Raw genomic sequence first — 20,153 nt, forward strand, 5'->3', positions numbered from 1 at the left:
AGTTGGTCTCTTAATTGACGAGAACAAATGTAATAATATACAGAAAGTGTTACGCCTCATACCGATTCCGCCGGATAAACAGGTTTCGTTATATATATGTTGAGCAAAAATGCTTTTTGAATTGTTCTATTCTCATAAAGAAATGATAATTTTGTATTCGTAAAAACTAAATGAGAGAGATGAAAAAGATTACAGGTTTATTGATGGCGATGCTTCTGATGCTGAGTGCGTGCGGGAGTGTGCCTTTGACAGGGAGAAAGCAGGTGCTGCTGGTTTCCGATCAGGAGGTATTGTCCTCCAGCTTAACGCAATATAGCGATTATATGAAATCAGCCACAAAGTCGTCGGATAAGAATGAGAGTGCGATGGTGACCCGTGTGGGGAAGAAGATTGCCGCAGCAACGGAGGCTTATCTGAAAGCGAACGGAATGGAAAGCGAGATTAAGAATTTCCAGTGGGAGTTCAATCTGGTGAAAGATAACCAGATAAATGCTTTTTGTATGCCGGGCGGAAAGATTGTGGTTTACGAAGGTTTGATGTCGCTGGTATCGTCGGATGACGAACTGGCCGTAGTGGTTGGTCACGAAGTAGCGCATGCGGTGGCAAAACATAGTAACGAACGAATGAGCCAGCAGCTGATGGCACAATACGGAGCCGCCATCTTGGGACAGGCTGTAAGCAATAAGAGTGCGGCAGTCCAGACGGTTGCCAATACGGTTTATGGTGTGGGTGCGCAGTATGGTGTCATGCTTCCTTTCTCACGCAAACATGAATCGGAAGCGGATTATATGGGATTGGTATTTATGACGATGGCTGGATATAATCCCGATGTAGCGGTAAATTTCTGGCAAAAGATGTCTGCCGGAAAAAGCGGTTCGACTCCGGAGTTCATGAGCACTCACCCAAGTGATGCCACCCGTATCGCAGAGATACAGCGGGCGTTGCCGGAGATTAAGGCGAAGTATAAAACAGGAAAATGATAATAAATGGAGTTGTATTAAAACCGAATTTTGATACAACTCCATTTGATAAGTTTTATTTACGTTCTTTTATTTCGCTTTGAAGTTGTTTGGGATTACGTCGGCAATCCCAAAGCATGTGGATATAAATATATTTATCGTGAACGGTATAAATTATTTTAATGTGCCCCGAGACTAGTGAACGGTAAGAGAGTTGATCGACGTCACTCAGACAGGTTTCACAGAATCCCAGAAAAGGATGTAAACAGAGCAAATGATATATGTCATGATGAAGTGTGTCGCGGACTTTTTGAGCTGTTTTAACTCCAAAAGCATCCCGGTAATAGTATATAATCTGATCAAAATCGTTTGATGCAAACGGATGCTATATGATTTTCATACTATTATATAATATCTTTCATTCGCTGTTCCATCTCTTCACCGCTGATACCTATTCCGGCAATAGCATCCTTACCAGTGATAGCCAATCGCTGACGAACCTCTTCGAGGGTATATTCACACGGACTTGCCTCTTCTTTGTTACTCCGGAGCTTACTTAGATATTTGCGAAGTTTTCCGATGGTTTCACTATTTTCGATATTTAATATCTCACGAACCAATTCCGCTTTGCTGGCTTCAAGTTCTATTGTTGTCATAAGTGACTCCTTTCTATTAATTTACGTGCAAATATAAGTATTTAAACCGTTATCCCCATCTTCTTCATCAGGAAACATGCATTCATATTTTGTGCTACCCCTTCACGAAGCAGATAGGAGAAGGTTAGTTCTTCATTTGTAATATCGGCTTCAAAGCGGTAGTTCTTTATCTGGTTGGGGAATTCGTTTTCCAGTTCGCCCAGTGCCAGGTCGTGTGTGGCGATGATGCCGCAAGTCTGGTAAGCTACCAACTGTTTCATCAGGGCGATCGAACCTTTTTGCTTGTCGATCGAGTTAGTTCCTTTCAGGATTTCATCCAGTATGATAAATAGTTTTTCTCCCTGTTGCAGACGGTCGATAATCATTTTCAGCCGTTTCAATTCTGCGAAGAAATAAGATTCATTGCTGACCAGCGAATCGGAAGTACGCAGGCTGGTCACCATCTTTGCCGGATAGACAGTCAGGGAGTCTGCATAGACCGGAGCACCGATACAGGCCAGCAGATAGTTGACTCCGACTGTACGGAGGTAGGTGCTTTTCCCAGCCATATTTGCCCCGGTGATAATCAGGAACCACGGACTTTTTTCTATCGAAATATCATTCCGTACGCAAGCATCACGGCGGAGTAGGGGGTGCCCAAGTGCTTTACCACTCATCTTGAAATAAGAGTCGGCTATTTCCGGATAGATATAGCCGGTATGATTGAATGCAAATCCTCCCAACGAACTGTAGGCATCAAACTCGGCAAGGGCATCGAACCATCGGGGAATATCCTCGGCGTGTATCTGTATCCAACGTTCCAGACGGATGGCTGTCCGGGTGTCGCGGAGAATAAAGATGTTCATAATGAATCCCATCATACTGCCCCGCTGGTCCAGCGCACCAATGCTGCGGGATAGCTTTTTCAGAGCCTTCGAGGCTGTTCCGTCTGTCCCGTTAAACTGGTTGCTGATCGCTGCCAGTTCGGTTGACTTGAAAAGGTCGCCTTCTATGCTTTTGATCAGTGAAGAATACGTATACAGGATTTTCTCCATCTTGTTCACGGAGTTATGAAGTTCTGTGATTTGTTTTCCCCGTATGTAGGAAATCAGGAACGAGATGGCGAAGAATATGCTTATGCCGGTGAAACTGATTATTCCGCTTGATGCTCCTGCGATCAGTATCACCCATATGGCAGGAATGAGCCATATCAGTATTTTCCAGAGCTGGCTGTTAATGAAGGCCGGTTTATGATCTGTTAGTGCGTTTAGGGTATTCACATCTCCTTTATTTCCCGGACTTAATACACCAGTTACATAGAAGTGTTGCCTTAATTGCGTCATTTCGCTCAGTTCACGGATTGCTTCCTGGCGTTTGAGTATCTTTTCTTTATCGGTAAGCGGGTTGATAAACCAGTCGGCAAGCCTTTCTTTTCCCATCGAAGTAACTGTCCGGTTGATGGACTGGAAGATGGAGCGGTTTCCGAAAAGATCCAGGTCCAGGCTGAATGAATGGTCGGCCGAACTTTTCTCCGGTGCCCCGTCGAAAGCGCTGAAATCGTAATCCAGTCCTTTCAGTTCGTTGTTACACAGGGCGGATAGTGCATCGGCATACGACTTTTGCGATGATAAAAATGTATGATAAACCATTAACCCGATGAAAGGAATGATGAATAAGAGGATTGCTCCGCCTAACACCATCCAGTTTTCGGCTTTCAGAAACCATATCGCAGCAATAAGCCCGGCGACCAGCAGCAGGCGTATTGTTCCTATCAAATGCATTTTTTTTCTCAGACCGTCCGAGCGACGTGTGTAAGCAGCTATTGTATCCCTGTAATATTGATATACTTTTTCCATGCGGGCAAAGATATAAAAAATGAACATACCAGTTAAGATTTGGTTATTAATAAAGAAGAGGTAACTGAATTGACCATAATTCATGAAATCGGGGAGAATTGTTAAACCTTGATGGATATTACCTTTGTTCTATTTTTATAAGGTTTATATATTCATGTTTTATGAAAAGGACAGCAGTATTTCTATACGTTTTATTCATTTCCTGTTTTGTTTCAGTATCTGCCCAGGTTCTGGTGCAGGATCCGAAGTTGGAATATAACGCGGACAGTGTGCGTGCGGTATTGGACAAAGCGCCTTATTTCACTTTATTCAAAGATAATTATTTCATCGGCGGAACGACGATCGGGCATAAACCGACCGCAGCCAATTCGGATGTGAAGTTCCAGTTGAGTATTGCCCAACGCCTGACGAAAAGTAAGCTGCCTTTCGACACTTATCTTTTTATCCAGTACACCCAGAAAGCCTTTTGGAATGTTTTCCAGAAATCTCTGCCCATGCGCGACCTGAACTTCAACCCGGGGATCGGACTGGGGCATCTGATTATTCATCATAATAAATTCATCGGAAAAGGCTATCTAATGCTCGAACATGAATCGAACGGAAAAGACAGTACGGCTTCGCGCAGTTGGAACAAGGTGACATTTGCAACAGCCATTGTTTTAAACAAAAACTGGGAGGCTCAGTTTAAGACCTGGATACCGATCGTCGATGGAAAATATAATAAAGACCTGTTAAAGTATAACGGTATTTTCCAGATGGCGGCCAATTTCCGGACAGACAATAAGCGGTTTAACTGCGGAGTGATCCTGACGAAACGTAAAACCTGGTTCAGTTTTAATACACAGGTCGAGTTAAGTTATAAGTTTAACAATAACGAGAACCAATATTTTTTCCTTCAATATTATAACGGTTACGGTGAGAACCTGCTGGAATATAACCACTTTAAGAGTATGCTGCGGATCGGGTTTGTGATAAAACCGCAGGATTTCAGTATTTATTGAGAGTTCGTTATAGAGCTTTTTCCCCACAATTTTTATTCATGTGGGGAATTTCCCCCACTACTATGGGGAATACTACCCACTTGTGTGGGGAATATCACCCATTTAAGTGGGGATTATAAGTAATAAAGGCCTAAAAAGTTTACAATTTCTTACCAATCGTATTGCTCTACATATTGGTCGAAAAGCGGATCGGTATGGATACCCTGACGAATAAAGATCAAACGAATGATATTTTGTTCTTCAGGGGTAATCAATCGTTCTTTTTTCTGGATGCGGTAAAGGGTTCCTTTACTGAATTTAGTATTCATTGCCCGCTTAATGGCAACAGCTTTGTTATGAGGCAGATCTTCTAATAATTGAGTGATCCCCAAAGCGTACCTGTCCTTTTGATCTGCTTTGAAAAAGGGGCAGCTATCTGCTTGTGGCGTCGTGCAATCGGGGTTTACGATCGAGAAAACAGTCCGTTCCGGCGTAAGCTGTTTCGAAACGAGATAACGCAGGCATTTCGTAGAGTGCTTGCATTGTTCATTCAGGCAGTAAGCAAAACCATAAGGGACGGATTCGTATTTAGATTCAGGTTCCATGTGTTGAATTTTATGATTTGACAAATATAAGGTTAATATTGAAAAAAAAGAAATGATGTGAGGGTATTTTTTACAACAAGTCGGTCGTTGTATGCGTCCGTCTCCAGGAAAAGAGGAAGGTCTTGTTTTAGATAATGCAGGGCTTTGGCTAGAACATGGATTTTGTCAACAAGACAGAATACGGACACTTAAAGGAAAGAAAAAACGTAAACGTCGTGAATCTCTAGAACCAGTGTTTGTCGTGATGGATCAGGATGGAATAATTCGGGAGGCTCATATTCCCCAACAGGTTGAAGGAATGGAATTAATTGAACTGACTCAGGAAGCTGAAGATTTGTTGGTGTTTGAGTCTTTCTTTTCTTTTGCTTTGAATAAGGGGCATAAACCTTATTCGGCTTATTTGCGTTTTGAAGAACAATATTTGTCTGAGAATAATCAGAATCTGAATTTGATTCATTTGAAATATATCCAGAATCGTATAAGTAGATTACCTGGGGCTCCTAATCAGGGGACATGGTATCATATTAAGAAAAAAGTTATAACTATAGGTTCTTCTGAAGGCCTAGATCGTATGTTTATTATAAAAAAGGTCAAAGTCTCAGGTGCTGAATATTGTGGTTTTTAAAGGATAGGAAGTATATTGATATATTTTCTTCTATATCTTTGTGAAAAGAATTTACTGCTGTCTTTTTATTCTATTGGAGACAATATTTTTGTCTAAAGTTTGGTCATTCGTTTATGGGGAACGACTCTCCACCAATTTTTTGTATCTTTGCCCCTCAAAGTAAAGTACAAAAGGCAGTATGATCAGTTATTTACAGATAGACGGACTTACCAAGAGCTTCGGTGATTTGGTTCTTTTTGAGGATATTACGTTTGGAATTGCACAGGGGCAGAAAGTGGGCCTTATTGCAAAGAACGGTACAGGTAAAACAACTTTACTGAATATCATTGCCGGGAAAGAAGATTATGACAGTGGAGCTGTCGTGTTCCGTAACGACCTGCGTGTCGGTTATCTGGAGCAGACACCGGTTTATCCCGAAGGATTAACCGTTCTTCAGGCCTGTTTTTATTCCCCGAATGAGACGGTTCGACTGATCGCTGAGTATGAAGAAGCTATGGCCAGTGACGATCATTCCAACTTGCAGGATATCCTGATGCGTATGGATAATCTGAAAGCCTGGGATTATGAACAACGGGCCAAGCAAATCCTTTCACAACTAAAGATCACAAACTTCGACCAGAAAGTGGAACATCTGTCCGGCGGACAGTTGAAACGCGTGGCATTGGCTAACGTTTTGATCACTGATCCTGAACTGATTATCCTCGATGAGCCGACCAACCACCTCGACCTGGAAATGACCGAATGGCTGGAAGGATACCTGAGCCGTGCCAATATCAGTATTCTGATGGTGACGCACGATCGTTATTTCCTGGATCGGGTTTGTAGTGAGATTATCGAAATAGATCGTCAGCAAATCTATCAATATAAAGGTAATTATAGCTACTATCTGGAAAAACGGCAGGAACGTATGGAGGCGATGAATACGGAAGTGGAACGAGCTAACAATCTGTTACGTAAGGAACTGGAGTGGATGCGCCGGCAGCCGCAAGCCCGTGGAACGAAGGCTAAATATCGTATCGATGCTTTTTATGAACTGGAGAAGAAAGCCAAGCAGCAACGGGATAACGGAAATGTGAATCTGGATGTGAAAGCTTCCTATATCGGATCGAAGATATTTGAAGCGGAGCATGTGACGAAAAGCTTTGGCAATATTAAAATCGTAGAAGATTTCAATTATATTTTTGCCCGTTTCGAGAAGATGGGTATTGTCGGTAATAATGGTACCGGGAAATCTACCTTCATTAAAATGCTGATGGGGGAAGTGGAACCGGATAGCGGACGCTTCGATGTGGGCGAAACTGTTCGTTTCGGCTATTACAGTCAGGATGGCTTGAAGTTTGACGAACAGATGAAGGTGATCGATGTCGTACAGGATATTGCCGAATATGTAGACCTGGGCGACGGAAAGAAACTGGGTGTTTCTCAGTTCCTGAATTATTTCCTGTTTACTCCCGAAAAACAACATAGCTATGTTTATAAACTGAGTGGGGGAGAGAAGCGGCGTCTTTATCTGTGTACAGTCCTGATGCGTAACCCGAACTTCCTTGTACTGGATGAGCCGACCAACGACCTGGATATCGTAACGCTGAATGTGCTGGAAGAATATCTGCGTAACTTTAAAGGTTGCGTGATCGTTGTTTCGCACGACCGCTACTTTATGGATAAGGTTGTCGATCATCTACTGGTATTTCGTGGTAATGCCGACCTGAAAGATTTCCCCGGCAACTATACTCAATATCGCGATTGGAAAGAGGTACAGGATCAGTTGGAGAAGGAAGCGGAAGCTGCCCGCCAGCCCAAACAAGCTCCTGCTCCTGAAAAGAACAACCGCCCTCAGAATGAACAGAAAAAGAAACTATCTTTCAAGGAACGGAAGGAGTTTGAAGCCCTGGAAGAAGAAATACCTGCGCTTGAAGCTGAAAAAGCTGAACTTGAAACGGCTATGAGCAGCGGAACATTGAGCAACGACGAGTTGATGGCAAAGTCGGAACGCATTGCAAAAGTGATTGAAGAAATAGATGAAAAGACAATGCGCTGGCTGGAGTTAAGTGAGCTGGCTTAAAGATATGAACGAAACGAAACCTGTGCTTTGGAACCGGAATTTCATCCAGTGTTGTATCTCTTATTTCCTGATGAATTTCTCTTTTTACATGCTGATGCCGACTATGCCGGTTTATTTGGTGGAGGTATTGAAGATTAATCCGTCGGAGGTGGGTGTGGCATTATCCAGTTATTCGATAGGGTTGCTGTGCGTCCGTCCCTTTTCCGGATACTTGGTGGATTGCTTTTCACGCAAACCGTTATATCTCTTTGCCTTTATGGTCTTTGCCTGTATGTTTGCCGGTTATTTGTTTGCAACAACGGTCCTGACGATAATGGCTGTCCGTTTCATTCAGGGTGGCTTTATGGGGATGACTTCCGTTTCCGGTAATACCATTGCGATAGATGTGATTCCTTCCAGGCGAAGAGGCGAAGGAATGGGGTTTTATGGCTTGACGATTAATCTGGCGATGTCGCTTGCTCCGTTGGTGGCGGTCGCTGTTTATGATAGGTATGGTTTTCATCCGCTGGTGCTGGTAGGTCTGGCGATAGCGTTGGTTGGTGTCGGCTCTGTCTGTCTGATTCGTTATCCGAAACGGGAGAAGGTGGAACGGCCTCCTTTTTCGCTGGATCGTTTTATTCTGGTGAAAGCGTTACCGACGGCATTGGCTTACCTGTTGAGTGCAATCCCTTATGGGATGGTTGTTTCTTTCGTCGTGCTGTACGGAAAAGAGATCAATGTGTCGAATCCCGGTTATTTCTTTATTTTTATGGCGATAGGGGTCGGTACAGCAAGGCTTATCTCCGGGCGGTTGGTCGATCACGGGAAGATTCATCTGGTATCGATTAGTGCGTTGGTATTTCTGACACTTTCGTTTGCTGTATTTGCTTTGTTTCATAATGAAATTGTCTTTTTTGCTTCTGCGCTGGCGATAGGCATCGGATTCGGTGTTTGTGTCCCGGCTATCCAGTGTCTTTTCGTAAATGTCGCTCCGCATCATATGCGTGGAACGGCAACTTCCACTTATCTGACTTCTTTTGATTTCGGAGTGGGAATCGGAATGTTGGCAGCCGGCTTCATCGCTTCGCATGCCGATCTGGCAACAGCCTATCTGGTAGGATCGGGTTGCTGCCTGGTGTCGCTCCTGGTTTATTTGCGGTGGGTGAGGCCGTCGTATGAGAAGCATAAATTGGTCGATTGAATTTTATTACTTGCCTGATTAGATTGGTTTCTTTTGTTTATATTTGTGCTGTGGTCTTGTTTTGGGGACTGCAATGATAATTAAAAATGTCGGGTACATGAAAAACATTCTGTTAACCATCTTTTTACTGACATATACCTGTTTGCCGTGTTTTTGCCAGCAAACAGTCGATGAAGCCTGGGTCGCTTCTATTAATGAAGAATATGCTGCCTTTCCTTCCGAACTTATCTATCTCCAAACCAGCAAGGGTATTTATGAGACAGGAGAAGACCTTTGGTTTAAAGCATATCAGTTGAATTCCCAATCTTTTGCATTCTCCAATCAAAGTCAGACATTGTATCTGCAAATGATAAATAATAAGGATAGTATCGTTTGGCAAGAGAAATATCCGGTAGAAAACGGTATGGTATTCGGACATGTTTATGTCAGTGAGAAGCTGGTGGATGGTGATTATTTTCTGGAAGCCTATACCCGTCACTCTTTTCATAACGACACAACAGGAATTCTGTCTTCACGTAAAGTAAGGATTGTCAAAAATATAGCTCATGATAATCAACAATCGGAAGATGTAGGAAAAGATAGTTTGCGATTTGATGTTTTTCCGGAGGGAGGAAATCTGGTTTCGGGTTTGCCTTCACGTGTGGCGTTTAAGGCAACAAATGGCAAAGGATATCCGGTAGAGGTAAAGGGTACTTTATACCAAGATGATACTCTGGTCACCCTATTGGAAAGTAGTCATGACGGAATGGGGGTTTTCTTCTTTACTCCTGATACAGAAAAGAAATACCGGATAGAGTTAGAGGATGGTGCTTGTTATTCTTTACCGGAGATTTACCCACAAGGAATGACTTTAAGCCTATCCAAACAAGACAAGAAAAATCTGGAGTTTTTTATCTCACAAACCGAAGGTTCTCCTGCTCAGGACGTTTGTCTGGTAGGACAAGTCCGTGGGATGATTTGCTGTGTGGCAAAGGGAGTGTTGAAGGACCGGCTTAAAATAAAAATGCCGCTTAGTGAGTTCTTTTATCAGGGAATCGCAGAGTTCACCTTGTTTAATGGCGATATGCAACCGGTTGCAGAAAGGTTGGTTTACGTGCATCCGGAAAAGAAGTTACAGATCAATATTGAACCGGATAAGAAAACATATGCCCTTCGTGAAAAAGCTACATTGAAAATAAAGGTGACGGATGGGAATGGAGTACCAGTGAAAACGAATCTGGGCCTTAGTGTATTTGATAAAGCATATATTAATCCGGCAGATCCGGTAAACATATTGACGCATTGTTATCTATCCTCTCAGATACGCGGAAAGATTCATAATCCGCTTTATTATTTCGATGAAAAGAATAAAGATCGTATGCAGGCAATGGATTTATTGTTGCTGACTCAGGGATGGAGGCGGTATGTCTGGAATATAGAATATGCCCCCGATAATGAAAATCTGTTTTTGTCTGATGAAATAATAGGCATACAATCTATTCATAGTAAGAAAAAGAGGAAAGAGGCGCAGGGGACGGAACAACTTATTCAGATATCCGGTGCTGAGGGAAATTCATTGTATGTATGGGCTGACTCAACCGGTTCTTTTACTGTCGGTACGGATATATTGAAGGAACTTCGAGGTGGTTATGTGTATTTGAAACCGATGTTGTCGAATGAACATAAGCCTCAACTTGAAATAGAAGATTATTTTCCGCAAATCGATAGTCTAAGGAAAAAGAAACAGAGATATTACCCTATTATGGATATTTCTCAGTCTGTAAAAGAACAGATTCTCGATATGCCGGTCGTTAGTAATGATAGTACAATTTTACTGGATGAGGTAGTTGTTACCCGTAAAGCAAGTAGACCTTTCAGGGATAAGTTTATGGGACGTTTAGATAGTTTGGCACAGATGGACATTGGTATGCCTTGGGTGTGCCCGGATGGACATTTGGAAAATTATAAAGACGGATATACGGTACATCATGACCCCCGTTATTGTCCCAATGCAAATATCGTTCCTCTTGAAGAACGAAGTAAACCGGTAGAGGGTAAAACGTATCGAATTATTAAACCTAAATATTTCGATGGAGGAAAATGGTTTATTGTGGAAGACGAACAATATGTCGTTTATCACGGTCCTATTTATTCGGAAGGAGAACTTCTCCGCCGGAACAACCTTTGGCGTGCCAAAGGCTACTACGCTGCCCGTGAATTTTACCAACCGGACGAAATAGATATGCAATTGTCAACTCCCGATGCCCGTAATACATTGTTATGGCAACCTTCCGTCGTAACGGATGAAAAAGGGGAGGCGGAAGTTTCTTTCTATTGTTCCGATATCAATACCGGATTTGTGGGAATAGCGGAGGGTGTTGATGGAACGGGACTGCTCGGTACAGGGAAATGTGAGTTTAGGGTCGTTAGAAATTTTAATTGAATAAGATTGAATGAAGTTAGAGGATATAGTTGAGCATTATGGCACAATGGTCGCAACCATTGCCCACCGGATGATTCAGAACAGGGAGATTGCGAAGGAGGCGGCTCAGGAAGTCTGGTATGAGGTGTTTAAGAGCCTGCCTTCGTTCAATGCAGATTCTGAATTATCGACCTGGATTTATACGATTGCGAAGCGGACTATTTCGCGGTATGCTCAAAATGAAAAGGTGGCGACCTTGGTGAAGCTGGAGCAATTCAGGGCCTTGCAGGAAATCGAATATTCCGGTTCTGATGAGGAACGGAAAGTGGGTCAAAGAAAGATGTGACTGGTGCTTGACGGCTTTGAATCATTGCCTGAATAATGATGCCCGGCTAATTTTTATTTTTAAGGAGAATATAGGGCTTTCTCATAAAGAGATCGGGGAGATTATGGAAATGTCAGTGGAGAATGTCCGTAAGATATACTCCCGTTCCATTGATAAGATTAGCCATTTTCTGACTGATACCTGTCCGCTTTATAATCCTGCGGGAACCTGTAAATGCAGGATTTGTAAACAGGTCTTTTTTATTGACCTGGATAAAGAATATACCACAGTCGCCAAAATGATACGGTTGGCCGACCTGTATCAGAAGTTTGAAAAAGATTTGCCCCGGAAGAATTATTGGGAAAAATTTTTGGACTGAGTTGTCACAATCTCTACACTGTTACTCACTAATTATAATGTATAACTTAAAAAGTAACATTATGATGAGTAAAATTGAATTTTTGAGAGAACAAATCATTGAAGCACGGAATTTTGTAAACCGTCTGATTTCGGAAATGCCCGAAGAGCTATGGTACACAATTCCGGAAGGTACGGATTCAAACTTTGCCTGGCAGATCGGGCATCTGCTGGTTTCACAGAATTTTCATGCCATTACAACGATAACCGGGTTAAATGAAGATGTCGGACGGCAGATACCTATCGCCCGTTATAATAAAATCTTTAATGGCATGGGAACTTTGCACCGTTCCGCCGAAAGGAACTTTATCCCTGTTTCGGAATTAAAGGAACAATTGGGTTTTGTGCACGATATTTGCCTTGCAAACCTACTGACTCTTAACGATGAAACTCTGAAAGAACCCCTTGAACCAATCCCGTTTAAGCATCCCGTTGCCGATATAAAGTACGAAGCCTTGTCCTGGTGTTTCAAGCATGAGATGTGGCATAGTGCCGAGATGGAGGCAATAAAAAGGGCTTTGGGATATCCGATAGTCTGGATGAAGTAATAAATCTGTTCGTGAACAATGTTATAAAACATATTGTTATATACACAAAGGCAAAAAGAAAAAAGAGAGATAGATTCGGAGGCAGCGGCCTCCATGTTTAGGTTTATTAATTTAATGTTTAGGTATTATGAGACGTTTAGGTATGGCTGTATCAGCCATTTTATTATGTGCAACGGTAGGTTTTGCACGCGAGAACCGGAACAATGTGAGTAAAGAACCGTTTGCTATTAACTTTGAGAAACTGAGTTATTATTTACAATTAACCCCGTCTCAGACAGGTGAAGTAGCAAATATAAATGAATTTTTCCTGGATAAACAACGTGAGAGTCTTCGTGCCAGCGAAAGCCAGCAACAAAAAAAGATGCATCAGGCTGTTTATGGAAATCTGAAGTTGATGAAAAAGGTTCTGACGCCCGATCAGTATCGCAAATATGTAACATTGTTGAATGTGACAAATAATAATAATCGTGCACTGAACCTTTAATATAAAAGGTGAGGGGGATTTGTTCCCCGGATCGCGATTGTTGAAAACAGGTGGAAGAGATTACGCAATTTGTTTGTGTAGTCTCTTCTTTTTTTATCTATCTTTGCGGCATTGAAAACAAATAATGATTGAATCTAAATTATGAAACAACTTGGTTTTCCTTCTAATGCTACATTGAAGAGTAATGCAGTCGATTATTCTCTGATTGTGGTTGGGGCTTTTTTGCAGGCATTGAGTTATGTACTTTTCCTGGCTCCCTTTAAAATTGTACCGGGGGGTGTTTATGGTATTTCCATCGTTTTGCATTATGTGACGAAAGGTGTTTTCTCCATTTTTCCGGACGGTTTGCCGATGGGTGCTACTGCCTTATGTTTTAACGTTCCATTGTTGTTGCTGGCAATGAAAAAGATCGGTCTTGCTTCAGGACCGAAAACGATCGTGACATTTGTGCTTATTTCCGTCTTTACGGACACATTATCCTATTTTTGCGGAACGGAACCGCTGGTGGAAAATGATACGTTTATCGCTTGTTTCTATGGAGGGGCGATATTGGGTATCGGTGTGACTTGTGTGTTTAAGGCGCAAAGTACCAGTGCGGGAACAGATGTGTTGGCCCGTGTTATTGCCAATAATTCCAATTTGAAAGTAAGTAATATGATTATAATACTGGATTCTGCGATCGTGATGTTAGGCTTGATCGTATTCCAGGACTGGGCGGTTCCATTGTATTCCTGGTTCGCTATTTTCGTGTATGGAAAGGTTGTTGAAATGTTCCAGACGGAGAATCCGAATCGTGCCGTCTTTATCGTATCGAAGAAGACACAGGAGATAAAAGACCTGATTGTCGGAAAGATGGGGATGCGGGGTACTTTCCTCCACGGACGGGGCATGTATGAAGGAAAGGAAAAAGAGATCATCTTTACCATTGCCGAACGTAAGGATATGCCGCGCCTGAAAGATGAAATTAAGGAGATCGATCCGAACGCTTTTATTTCTACTATGCATGCGAGCAAGGATTCGCCTCGTCCGGGAATCTGAGGAATTGAAAATTAATAATTTAAAATTGAAAATTAAATGGGGAGATTAACTGCAAACCGATATTAATTTTCAATTTTCAACTTTCAATTTTCAATTATTTCCTATCTTTGCCGAACTTTAAACTAACATATAGAAAAAGTAATGCCTAATATCTCACAGCGGGGTGTCAATATGCCGGCTTCCCCCATTAGAAAACTCGTTCCGCTAGCCAACAAGGCTAAAGCAAAGGGTACCAAGGTGTACCATCTGAATATCGGTCAACCGGATTTACCTACTCCCGAGGTCGCGATGGAGGCCATGCGCCGTATTGACCGTAAAGTATTGGAATATTCTCCGAGTGAGGGAATTCGTAGTTTCCGTGAGAAATTGGTTAAATACTATGCGAAATTCAATATCAATGTCGATGTTGAAGATATAATCATCACTACCGGAGGCTCGGAAGCTGTATTCTTTTCGTTTATGGCTTGTCTGGATCCGGGGGATGAAATTATTGTTCCCGAACCTGCGTATGCAAACTATATGGCGTTTGCCATTTCCTGTGGAGCTGTGATCAAAACAGTTCCGTCTACTATCGATGAAGGTTTTGCTCTTCCTTCGGTGGAACGGTTTGAGGAGCTGATCACTCCGCGTACCAAAGCGATCCTGATCTGTAACCCGAATAATCCGACCGGTTATCTGTACACACAGAAGGAAATGGATCAGATTCGTGAAATCGTAAAGAAATATGATCTGTTCCTGTTCTCGGATGAGGTATATCGTGAATTCTGTTATACGGGTGCTCCTTATATCTCGGCATTCCATTTGAAGGGTATCGAGAATAATGTGGTGCTGGTGGATTCGGTTTCCAAACGTTACAGCGAATGCGGTATCCGTATCGGTGCGCTGATTACGAAGAACCAGATGGTGAAGGAAAATGTTATAAAATGGTGTCAGGCACGTCTGAGTCCTCCTTTGGTCGGACAGATCATTGCAGAGGCTTCACTGGATACGCCTGAAGATTATATGCTGGATGTTTACAACGAATATGTGGAACGCCGTAAATTCCTGATCGACGGGTTGAACCGTATTCCGGGTTGTTATTCTCCGATCCCTATGGGGGCCTTCTATACGGTTGCCAAATTGCCGGTGGATGATGCCGATAAGTTCTGTGCCTGGTGTCTGGACGAGTTCGAATATGAAGGACAGACGGTTATGATGGCTCCGGCTTCCGGTTTCTATACAACACCCGGTTTGGGGAAAAATGAAGTGCGTATTGCGTATGTCCTGAAAAAGGAAGATTTGGCAAAAGCACTGGTGGTTCTGGCAAAGGCGTTGGAGGCTTATCCGGGAAGAGTCATTTAATCAACTGAATCGAATTGAACTTAGAACTATTTATAGCACGAAAAATTCATTTCAGTAAGGAGGGGAATCGTCAGGTTACTCCTCCTGCTGTTCGTATTGCCATAGTCGGTGTAGCGCTAGGGTTGGCGGTGATGATTCTTTCGGTCGCTATTGTGATTGGTTTTAAGAAAGAGGTTCGTAATAAGGTGATTGGTTTTGGTTCTCACATTCAGATCACCAATTTTGATAATAACAGTTCGTATGAAACGACGCCGATTGCGGTGAGCGATTCTTTGCTTCAGGCACTCCGGGAGTTTCCTGGTATTAAGCATATAGAAGGATATGCCACTAAAATGGGCATTTTGAAAACGGATAGTGATTTTCAGGGTGTCGTATTGAAAGGGATCGATACGGATTATGACTGGAGTTTTTTCCGGAACAACCTGAAAGAAGGTGAGTTGCTGACGATAGACCCCAAAAAGACTTCGACTGATGTGATCATTTCCAAATATTTATCCGACTTGCTGGGATTGAAGCTGGGCGACAGTATTCGGACTTATTTTGTGCAGGAAGATGTTCGTGCCCGAAAACTCAATATCGCCGGGATTTACGAGACCGGCTTTATGGATTATGACAAGCTATTTGTTTTGGCTGACATTAAGCAGATCCGCCGGTTGAACGGTTGGGAGAAGGATGAGGTCAGTGGACTGGAATTGCTTGTAGATGATTACGATAAGCTGGACCAGATTGCGGAAGACCTGTATTTCAATCTGGTGGAGAAACAGGACCGTCATGGGAATACCTATTTTACTCGTTCGATAAAGGAGATGAATCCTATGATATTTAACTGGCTTGATGTGCTGGATGTGAATGTGGTAGTTATTCTTATCCTGATCTTTGCGGTTGCAGGGTTTACTATGATTTCCGGTTTGCTTATTATTATTCTGGAGCGGACGAATATGATCGGTATCCTGAAAGCGTTGGGTGAGAACAATGTCAGTATCCGCAAGATATTTCTTTATATTTCTTTCTTCCTGATCGGGAAGGGGATGCTTTGGGGGAATGTGGTTGGTATCGCTATTTGTTTGATCCAGTCTCATTTTCGTATAATAAAACTGGATCCTTCCATCTATTATCTGGATGCGGTGCCTATTGATTTAAGTATAGTCTCCTTGATTCTCCTGAATATCGGGACTTTATGCGCATCAATGCTGATGATGCTCGGTCCGTCTTACCTTATCACGAAGATCGATCCTGCCAAGAGCATACGATTTGAGTAATTTTCAATTCATTTATTTCCCAGGCGGAATGTATAATCGTTTTTTCCTCTGAATATCCTGTAAATTCTTACGTATAGATTGAACAGGGGCAGCAGCAGTTCCAGGAAGAACAGCCAGCCGGTTACAGGTTTCTGTTGTAGGAGTTTGGCTGATTTGTGCAGGATTGTCGCTTTGCTTGAAAAGCGTATGATGTATAATAATCCTGCCAGTATGGATATCAGCCAGTTGCCTAAAATACCCATGACGATACTGGTGATTACCGCGATAAAGAAAAGGAAATAACTCAGGCTTTCCATCCTGAAAAAGGTCAGGTTCCAGCCTTTATAATAACGTTGGGTGGCGGCACGTGATACTTTCATCTCTTTCCACATGCTGAAACGGTCTATCTTTGCCATTTCCGTGATGCTTTCCGGAGAATATTCTACCCAGGTATTCTGATCGGTTGCAGACTCGTTGATAAATAAATCGTCATCGCCGGCATGCAGGCTGAGCGATTTGTAATACCCTTTATGGGCAAAGAATAAATCTTTCCGGTATGAGAGGTTACGGCCGTTGCCGGTATAGGGATTTCCGGTGAGGGCGGACGAGATATATTGCAATCCGGTTATCAGGTTATCATAAGCGACCAGCTTATGGAAAAATCCTTTGTGATGCCCATATGCACAAAAGCCTAAAATGATGTTTGTCCTGGAGGTATAGTTGCGTGCCATGGCTGATATCCAGTTTTTACCCATAGGTTCGCAATTGGCTTCCGTAAAAAGGAGGATGTCGTGTTTGGCGGCTTTGATACCGACAGTGAGTGCCAGTTTTTTACGGCTCAGGTATTTTACGTCTTCCGGGATATAGGTGTGATAAAGATGATCATATTCGTTCTTGAATGTTTTTAAAACTTCGTCACTCTCATCGGTGGAACCGTCGTTGACAACAACGATTTCGTATTCCGGATAGTCCTGGTCCAACAAAGCCGGAAGGTGTTTCTTTAGATTCTCCGATTCGTTCTTGGCATAGACAATCACGGAAACGGCAGGCTTTGCCTGTCCATGTGGCATTTGTCTTCTTTTAGCCTGTCTCAACGGGCGGGCATAAGTGACAAGATAATATAAGAGCTGGATGATGAATAGACCGGCAGTCGTGCCTGCCAGTATCATTTCTATATGATTGAAAATAAGTAAGTCGTTCATTCTTGAAGATGTAAATTAAAAAACGTACAAATGTACATGTTTCCTTCCTAATTACCACATTCAAAAAGAAATATCCTGAAGTTCCTGTTTATACCAGTAAATGTGCAATTAATGTAAAAGGCAGGCGGAAAGAAGGAAGTACTTTTGCTGCGGTAATTTTAATAGGAATAATGTGATGAATAGAAAAATGGGAATCGTGGTTCTGGTCCTTTCTTTATTAGCGGCTCTGGAACCTTTGAGCATAGATCTTTATCTCCCTGCTTTTACAGATATTGCTGAAAGCCTGCAAGTTTCTTTGAGTGAAGTACAAATATCCTTATCCATCTTTCTGGCAGGTTTTGCTATCGGACAACTGTTCTGGGGGACGCTTTCTGATTATTACGGGCGGAAGAATCCGATCTTGGCAGCTACGGCTTTGTATACGATCAGTTCGTTTGCTTCCATCTATGTGACTTCGATCGAACAGTTGTGGGTAATCCGCTTTCTGCAAGCCTTTGGCGGTTGTGCCGGGGTGGTGGTAGGACGTGCTGCTGTAAATGATTTGTTTGTAAATGAACAGCGGACGAAGGTATTCTCCCTGTTGGTGATCATCTCCGGAATTGCACCGGTTATTGCGCCGACTATCGGAAATTTGTTATTGAAACAGTGGCATTGGCATGGGGTGTTTAATACAATGGCCCTGTTAGGAGCCTTTACTATTCTGCTGACCTGGTTGTTTCTTCCGAAAAGTAAACCGGTGGCATTATCCGGAGAGATGAATGCGAAGAAGCCTTCAGTGAAAGAGATGGTAAAAGGATATGTCAGGGTGATGAAAGTATGGCCGTTCATGGTTTACACTATTATTGGTTGTATGGCTTATGGAGGTTTGATGGTCTATGTGTCTAATGCTCCTTTTCTGATTATGGAGAAGGGGGGTATGTCGGGTGATACGTTTGCAATCATTTTTGCGATCAATTCGTTGGGATTGATGTTCGGGACTTATATTATTAATTTTATGCTGAAATATATGACGTTGAAGAAGCTGGTACGATATACGCTGGCTGTGCAACTGTTGATCGGGACATTGCTGATTGTTACAGCTTTTGCTTCGACCTCTGTTATTCCTTTGTTGGTACTGGTATTTCTGAATCTGATCCCGATCGGATTATTGTTACCGGCTACGACATCGCTCGGTTTGGCTTATTTTAAGGAAGACAGCGGATCTGCTTCGGCATTGATGGGATTTTTGCAATTGTTCTTTACCGGTGTTCTTTCGGCAGTAGTCAGTTTCTTACAAAATGATTCGGTTGTACCGATGATGTGCGGATTATTTGTTTGCGGATTGACTTCTTTTGTGTTGCTGTTTGTCGATACGCGTCGTCGCCTGGCGGTGATTAAGGTCCGTTCATGACAGGTCTTTCTTTAGCAGCGACCGGAATTGCTCGGGCGTGTATCCGCTTTGTTCCTTGAAAAAACGGGTGAAATAAGATGCTTCGCTGAATCCGAGATCGAACGCTATTTCTTTGAAACTCGAAGCGCCATGGCTTATCATGCGTTTGGCTTCCAATAACAGCCGTTGGTCGATCAGTTGTTTAACTGTGTGACCGACGGCTTTTTTTGTCAGTTCGTTCATCCGTTTGTTACTGAGGTTTACTTCGCGGGCATAAAAGTCGGTTGTGCGTTCACTGATAAAATGGGTGTCGATCAGGGAAAGCACTCTGTTGACGCGGATGTCCTGGTTGCCCGGGGCATCGGTATGCAGCTGTAATAAGTGGGTGATAAAGGCATGCATATAAGAATTTAGCAGGCTTTTGCGGTGCAACCCTTCGTGTTCGGCATAAATCAGATCTGCTATCCGGCGGACGGCAGGAGCTTCGCTATCGGGAAGGGTGAGAATGTCCGGGAATGAATAATCGGCATAACTCTCGATATGCAGGCAGAGCCGTTCGAAATAATCGCGATTGATGGCAAACAGAAAACCTTTTTGTTCTTTCAGTTTCATGGTGTGTACCTGTCCCGGACGGATCAGGAAAATCTGGTTGGATTGCAGCGGATGCTCGGTGAAGTCGATGCTGTGACTTTCCTCCGGCCCGGTTTCCATGAAAAATAAAAGTTCGTAAAAGTTGTGACAGTGTGATCCCCGGAAATTCAATGGTGCGCAGTTTTCGATGCGTTCGGCGACGAAGAAATCACTTTCATCCAGGTTATGTACGGGAATATTATCTAAGAACATTTCACTCTATTTTATCGCAAAGATAGTTTTTAATTCCTTATTTTT

General features: G+C 42.8%; 17 protein-coding genes and 1 pseudogene. 13 read left to right on the top strand and 5 right to left on the bottom strand.

Going from position 1 to position 20,153, the window contains the following annotated elements:
• The first annotated feature begins 179 nt into the window (after nt 1-179).
• On the top strand, nt 180-980 hold the full coding sequence (locus HMPREF1535_RS23540; protein WP_010800296.1) for a M48 family metallopeptidase: 801 nt from the start codon (nt 180-182) through the stop codon (nt 978-980).
• 383 nt (nt 981-1,363) lie between these two features.
• On the opposite strand, the gene HMPREF1535_RS23545 is transcribed toward HMPREF1535_RS23540, so the two are convergent.
• Together HMPREF1535_RS23545 and HMPREF1535_RS23550 are read right to left on the bottom strand one after the other, a co-directional pair.
• Entirely contained in the window at nt 1,364-1,615 is a 252-nt protein-coding gene (locus tag HMPREF1535_RS23545; RefSeq protein ID WP_010800294.1) for a hypothetical protein, read from the bottom strand.
• 41 nt (nt 1,616-1,656) lie between these two features.
• The gene (locus HMPREF1535_RS23550) at nt 1,657-3,450 is read right to left on the bottom strand and encodes a MutS family DNA mismatch repair protein (protein ID WP_044215261.1); all 1,794 of its coding nucleotides are present in this window, start codon (nt 3,448-3,450) and stop codon (nt 1,657-1,659) included.
• Nucleotides 3,451-3,611: 161 nt separating this feature from the next.
• Between HMPREF1535_RS23550 and HMPREF1535_RS23555 the strand changes: the two genes are divergently transcribed.
• Nucleotides 3,612-4,451 (top strand): phospholipase A, encoded by an 840-nt coding sequence (locus tag HMPREF1535_RS23555; protein ID WP_007653691.1) that lies wholly within the window; start codon nt 3,612-3,614, stop codon nt 4,449-4,451.
• A 149-nt stretch (nt 4,452-4,600) separates the two neighbouring features.
• Here HMPREF1535_RS23555 and HMPREF1535_RS23560 read toward each other — a convergent pair whose 3' ends face one another.
• Nucleotides 4,601-5,035, bottom strand: coding sequence for a DUF6078 family protein (locus tag HMPREF1535_RS23560; protein WP_046147792.1), 435 nt, complete (start codon nt 5,033-5,035; stop codon nt 4,601-4,603).
• Between the two features lie 91 nt (nt 5,036-5,126).
• Here HMPREF1535_RS23560 and HMPREF1535_RS23565 point away from each other — a divergent pair, with 91 nt between their 5' ends.
• The 10 genes and pseudogenes from HMPREF1535_RS23565 (at nt 5,127) to HMPREF1535_RS23610 (ending at nt 16,715) form a co-directional block, all read left to right on the top strand.
• A complete protein-coding gene (locus HMPREF1535_RS23565) occupies nt 5,127-5,660 on the top strand; it encodes a hypothetical protein (protein ID WP_046147793.1) in 534 nt (177 codons plus the stop codon).
• 178 nt (nt 5,661-5,838) lie between these two features.
• A complete protein-coding gene (locus HMPREF1535_RS23570; RefSeq protein WP_046147794.1) occupies nt 5,839-7,722 on the top strand; it encodes an ABC-F family ATP-binding cassette domain-containing protein in 1,884 nt (627 codons plus the stop codon).
• A 4-nt stretch (nt 7,723-7,726) separates the two neighbouring features.
• Nucleotides 7,727-8,902 (top strand): MFS transporter, encoded by a 1,176-nt coding sequence (locus HMPREF1535_RS23575; protein ID WP_046147882.1) that lies wholly within the window; start codon nt 7,727-7,729, stop codon nt 8,900-8,902.
• Between the two features lie 97 nt (nt 8,903-8,999).
• Nucleotides 9,000-11,324, top strand: a complete 2,325-nt coding sequence (locus HMPREF1535_RS23580) for a hypothetical protein (protein WP_046147795.1) — start codon at nt 9,000-9,002, stop codon at nt 11,322-11,324.
• 10 nt (nt 11,325-11,334) lie between these two features.
• Nucleotides 11,335-12,007: pseudogene (locus HMPREF1535_RS26455) on the top strand (RNA polymerase sigma factor).
• 64 nt (nt 12,008-12,071) lie between these two features.
• The gene (locus HMPREF1535_RS23590; protein WP_046147883.1) at nt 12,072-12,593 is read left to right on the top strand and encodes a DinB family protein; all 522 of its coding nucleotides are present in this window, start codon (nt 12,072-12,074) and stop codon (nt 12,591-12,593) included.
• Between the two features lie 127 nt (nt 12,594-12,720).
• Nucleotides 12,721-13,077 (top strand): hypothetical protein, encoded by a 357-nt coding sequence (locus tag HMPREF1535_RS23595; RefSeq protein ID WP_046147796.1) that lies wholly within the window; start codon nt 12,721-12,723, stop codon nt 13,075-13,077.
• A gap of 141 nt (nt 13,078-13,218) precedes the next feature.
• On the top strand, nt 13,219-14,115 hold the full coding sequence (locus HMPREF1535_RS23600) for a YitT family protein (RefSeq protein WP_046147797.1): 897 nt from the start codon (nt 13,219-13,221) through the stop codon (nt 14,113-14,115).
• 141 nt (nt 14,116-14,256) lie between these two features.
• A complete protein-coding gene (locus HMPREF1535_RS23605) occupies nt 14,257-15,456 on the top strand; it encodes a pyridoxal phosphate-dependent aminotransferase (protein ID WP_046147798.1) in 1,200 nt (399 codons plus the stop codon).
• A 14-nt stretch (nt 15,457-15,470) separates the two neighbouring features.
• Nucleotides 15,471-16,715, top strand: coding sequence for an ABC transporter permease (locus HMPREF1535_RS23610; protein ID WP_046147799.1), 1,245 nt, complete (start codon nt 15,471-15,473; stop codon nt 16,713-16,715).
• Between the two features lie 8 nt (nt 16,716-16,723).
• Here the strand turns inward: HMPREF1535_RS23610 and HMPREF1535_RS23615 are convergent, their stop codons facing one another.
• The gene (locus HMPREF1535_RS23615; protein ID WP_046147800.1) at nt 16,724-17,896 is read right to left on the bottom strand and encodes a glycosyltransferase; all 1,173 of its coding nucleotides are present in this window, start codon (nt 17,894-17,896) and stop codon (nt 16,724-16,726) included.
• Nucleotides 17,897-18,071: 175 nt separating this feature from the next.
• Here HMPREF1535_RS23615 and HMPREF1535_RS23620 point away from each other — a divergent pair, with 175 nt between their 5' ends.
• A complete protein-coding gene (locus HMPREF1535_RS23620; protein WP_046147801.1) occupies nt 18,072-19,286 on the top strand; it encodes a multidrug effflux MFS transporter in 1,215 nt (404 codons plus the stop codon).
• On the opposite strand, the gene HMPREF1535_RS23625 is transcribed toward HMPREF1535_RS23620, so the two are convergent.
• Nucleotides 19,281-20,108 carry a helix-turn-helix domain-containing protein gene (locus HMPREF1535_RS23625; protein ID WP_046147802.1) on the bottom strand — a complete coding sequence of 276 codons (828 nt, stop codon included), beginning with the start codon at nt 20,106-20,108 and terminating at the stop codon, nt 19,281-19,283. The genes HMPREF1535_RS23620 and HMPREF1535_RS23625 overlap by 6 nt on opposite strands.
• Between the last annotated feature and the right edge of the window lie 45 nt (nt 20,109-20,153).

It is taken from the genome of Parabacteroides goldsteinii DSM 19448 = WAL 12034 (assembly GCF_000969835.1).
GTDB classification, from domain to species: domain Bacteria; phylum Bacteroidota; class Bacteroidia; order Bacteroidales; family Tannerellaceae; genus Parabacteroides; species Parabacteroides goldsteinii.

What these genes read in the sequence shown, in the direction of transcription:
- HMPREF1535_RS23590 (WP_046147883.1), top strand. Translation starts at nt 12,072, where the DNA reads ATGAGTAAAATTGAATTTTTGAGAGAACAAATCATTGAAGCACGGAAT.
- HMPREF1535_RS23600 (WP_046147797.1), top strand. Translation starts at nt 13,219, where the DNA reads ATGAAACAACTTGGTTTTCCTTCTAATGCTACATTGAAGAGTAATGCA.
- HMPREF1535_RS23545 (WP_010800294.1), bottom strand. Translation starts at nt 1,615, where the DNA reads ATGACAACAATAGAACTTGAAGCCAGCAAAGCGGAATTGGTTCGTGAG.
- HMPREF1535_RS23570 (WP_046147794.1), top strand. Translation starts at nt 5,839, where the DNA reads ATGATCAGTTATTTACAGATAGACGGACTTACCAAGAGCTTCGGTGAT.
- HMPREF1535_RS23575 (WP_046147882.1), top strand. Translation starts at nt 7,727, where the DNA reads ATGAACGAAACGAAACCTGTGCTTTGGAACCGGAATTTCATCCAGTGT.
- HMPREF1535_RS23605 (WP_046147798.1), top strand. Translation starts at nt 14,257, where the DNA reads ATGCCTAATATCTCACAGCGGGGTGTCAATATGCCGGCTTCCCCCATT.
- HMPREF1535_RS23540 (WP_010800296.1), top strand. Translation starts at nt 180, where the DNA reads ATGAAAAAGATTACAGGTTTATTGATGGCGATGCTTCTGATGCTGAGT.
- HMPREF1535_RS23625 (WP_046147802.1), bottom strand. Translation starts at nt 20,108, where the DNA reads ATGTTCTTAGATAATATTCCCGTACATAACCTGGATGAAAGTGATTTC.
- HMPREF1535_RS23560 (WP_046147792.1), bottom strand. Translation starts at nt 5,035, where the DNA reads ATGGAACCTGAATCTAAATACGAATCCGTCCCTTATGGTTTTGCTTAC.
- HMPREF1535_RS23555 (WP_007653691.1), top strand. Translation starts at nt 3,612, where the DNA reads ATGAAAAGGACAGCAGTATTTCTATACGTTTTATTCATTTCCTGTTTT.
- HMPREF1535_RS23550 (WP_044215261.1), bottom strand. Translation starts at nt 3,450, where the DNA reads ATGGAAAAAGTATATCAATATTACAGGGATACAATAGCTGCTTACACA.
- HMPREF1535_RS23580 (WP_046147795.1), top strand. Translation starts at nt 9,000, where the DNA reads ATGAAAAACATTCTGTTAACCATCTTTTTACTGACATATACCTGTTTG.
- HMPREF1535_RS23620 (WP_046147801.1), top strand. Translation starts at nt 18,072, where the DNA reads ATGAATAGAAAAATGGGAATCGTGGTTCTGGTCCTTTCTTTATTAGCG.
- HMPREF1535_RS23615 (WP_046147800.1), bottom strand. Translation starts at nt 17,896, where the DNA reads ATGAACGACTTACTTATTTTCAATCATATAGAAATGATACTGGCAGGC.
- HMPREF1535_RS23595 (WP_046147796.1), top strand. Translation starts at nt 12,721, where the DNA reads ATGAGACGTTTAGGTATGGCTGTATCAGCCATTTTATTATGTGCAACG.
- HMPREF1535_RS23565 (WP_046147793.1), top strand. Translation starts at nt 5,127, where the DNA reads ATGCGTCCGTCTCCAGGAAAAGAGGAAGGTCTTGTTTTAGATAATGCA.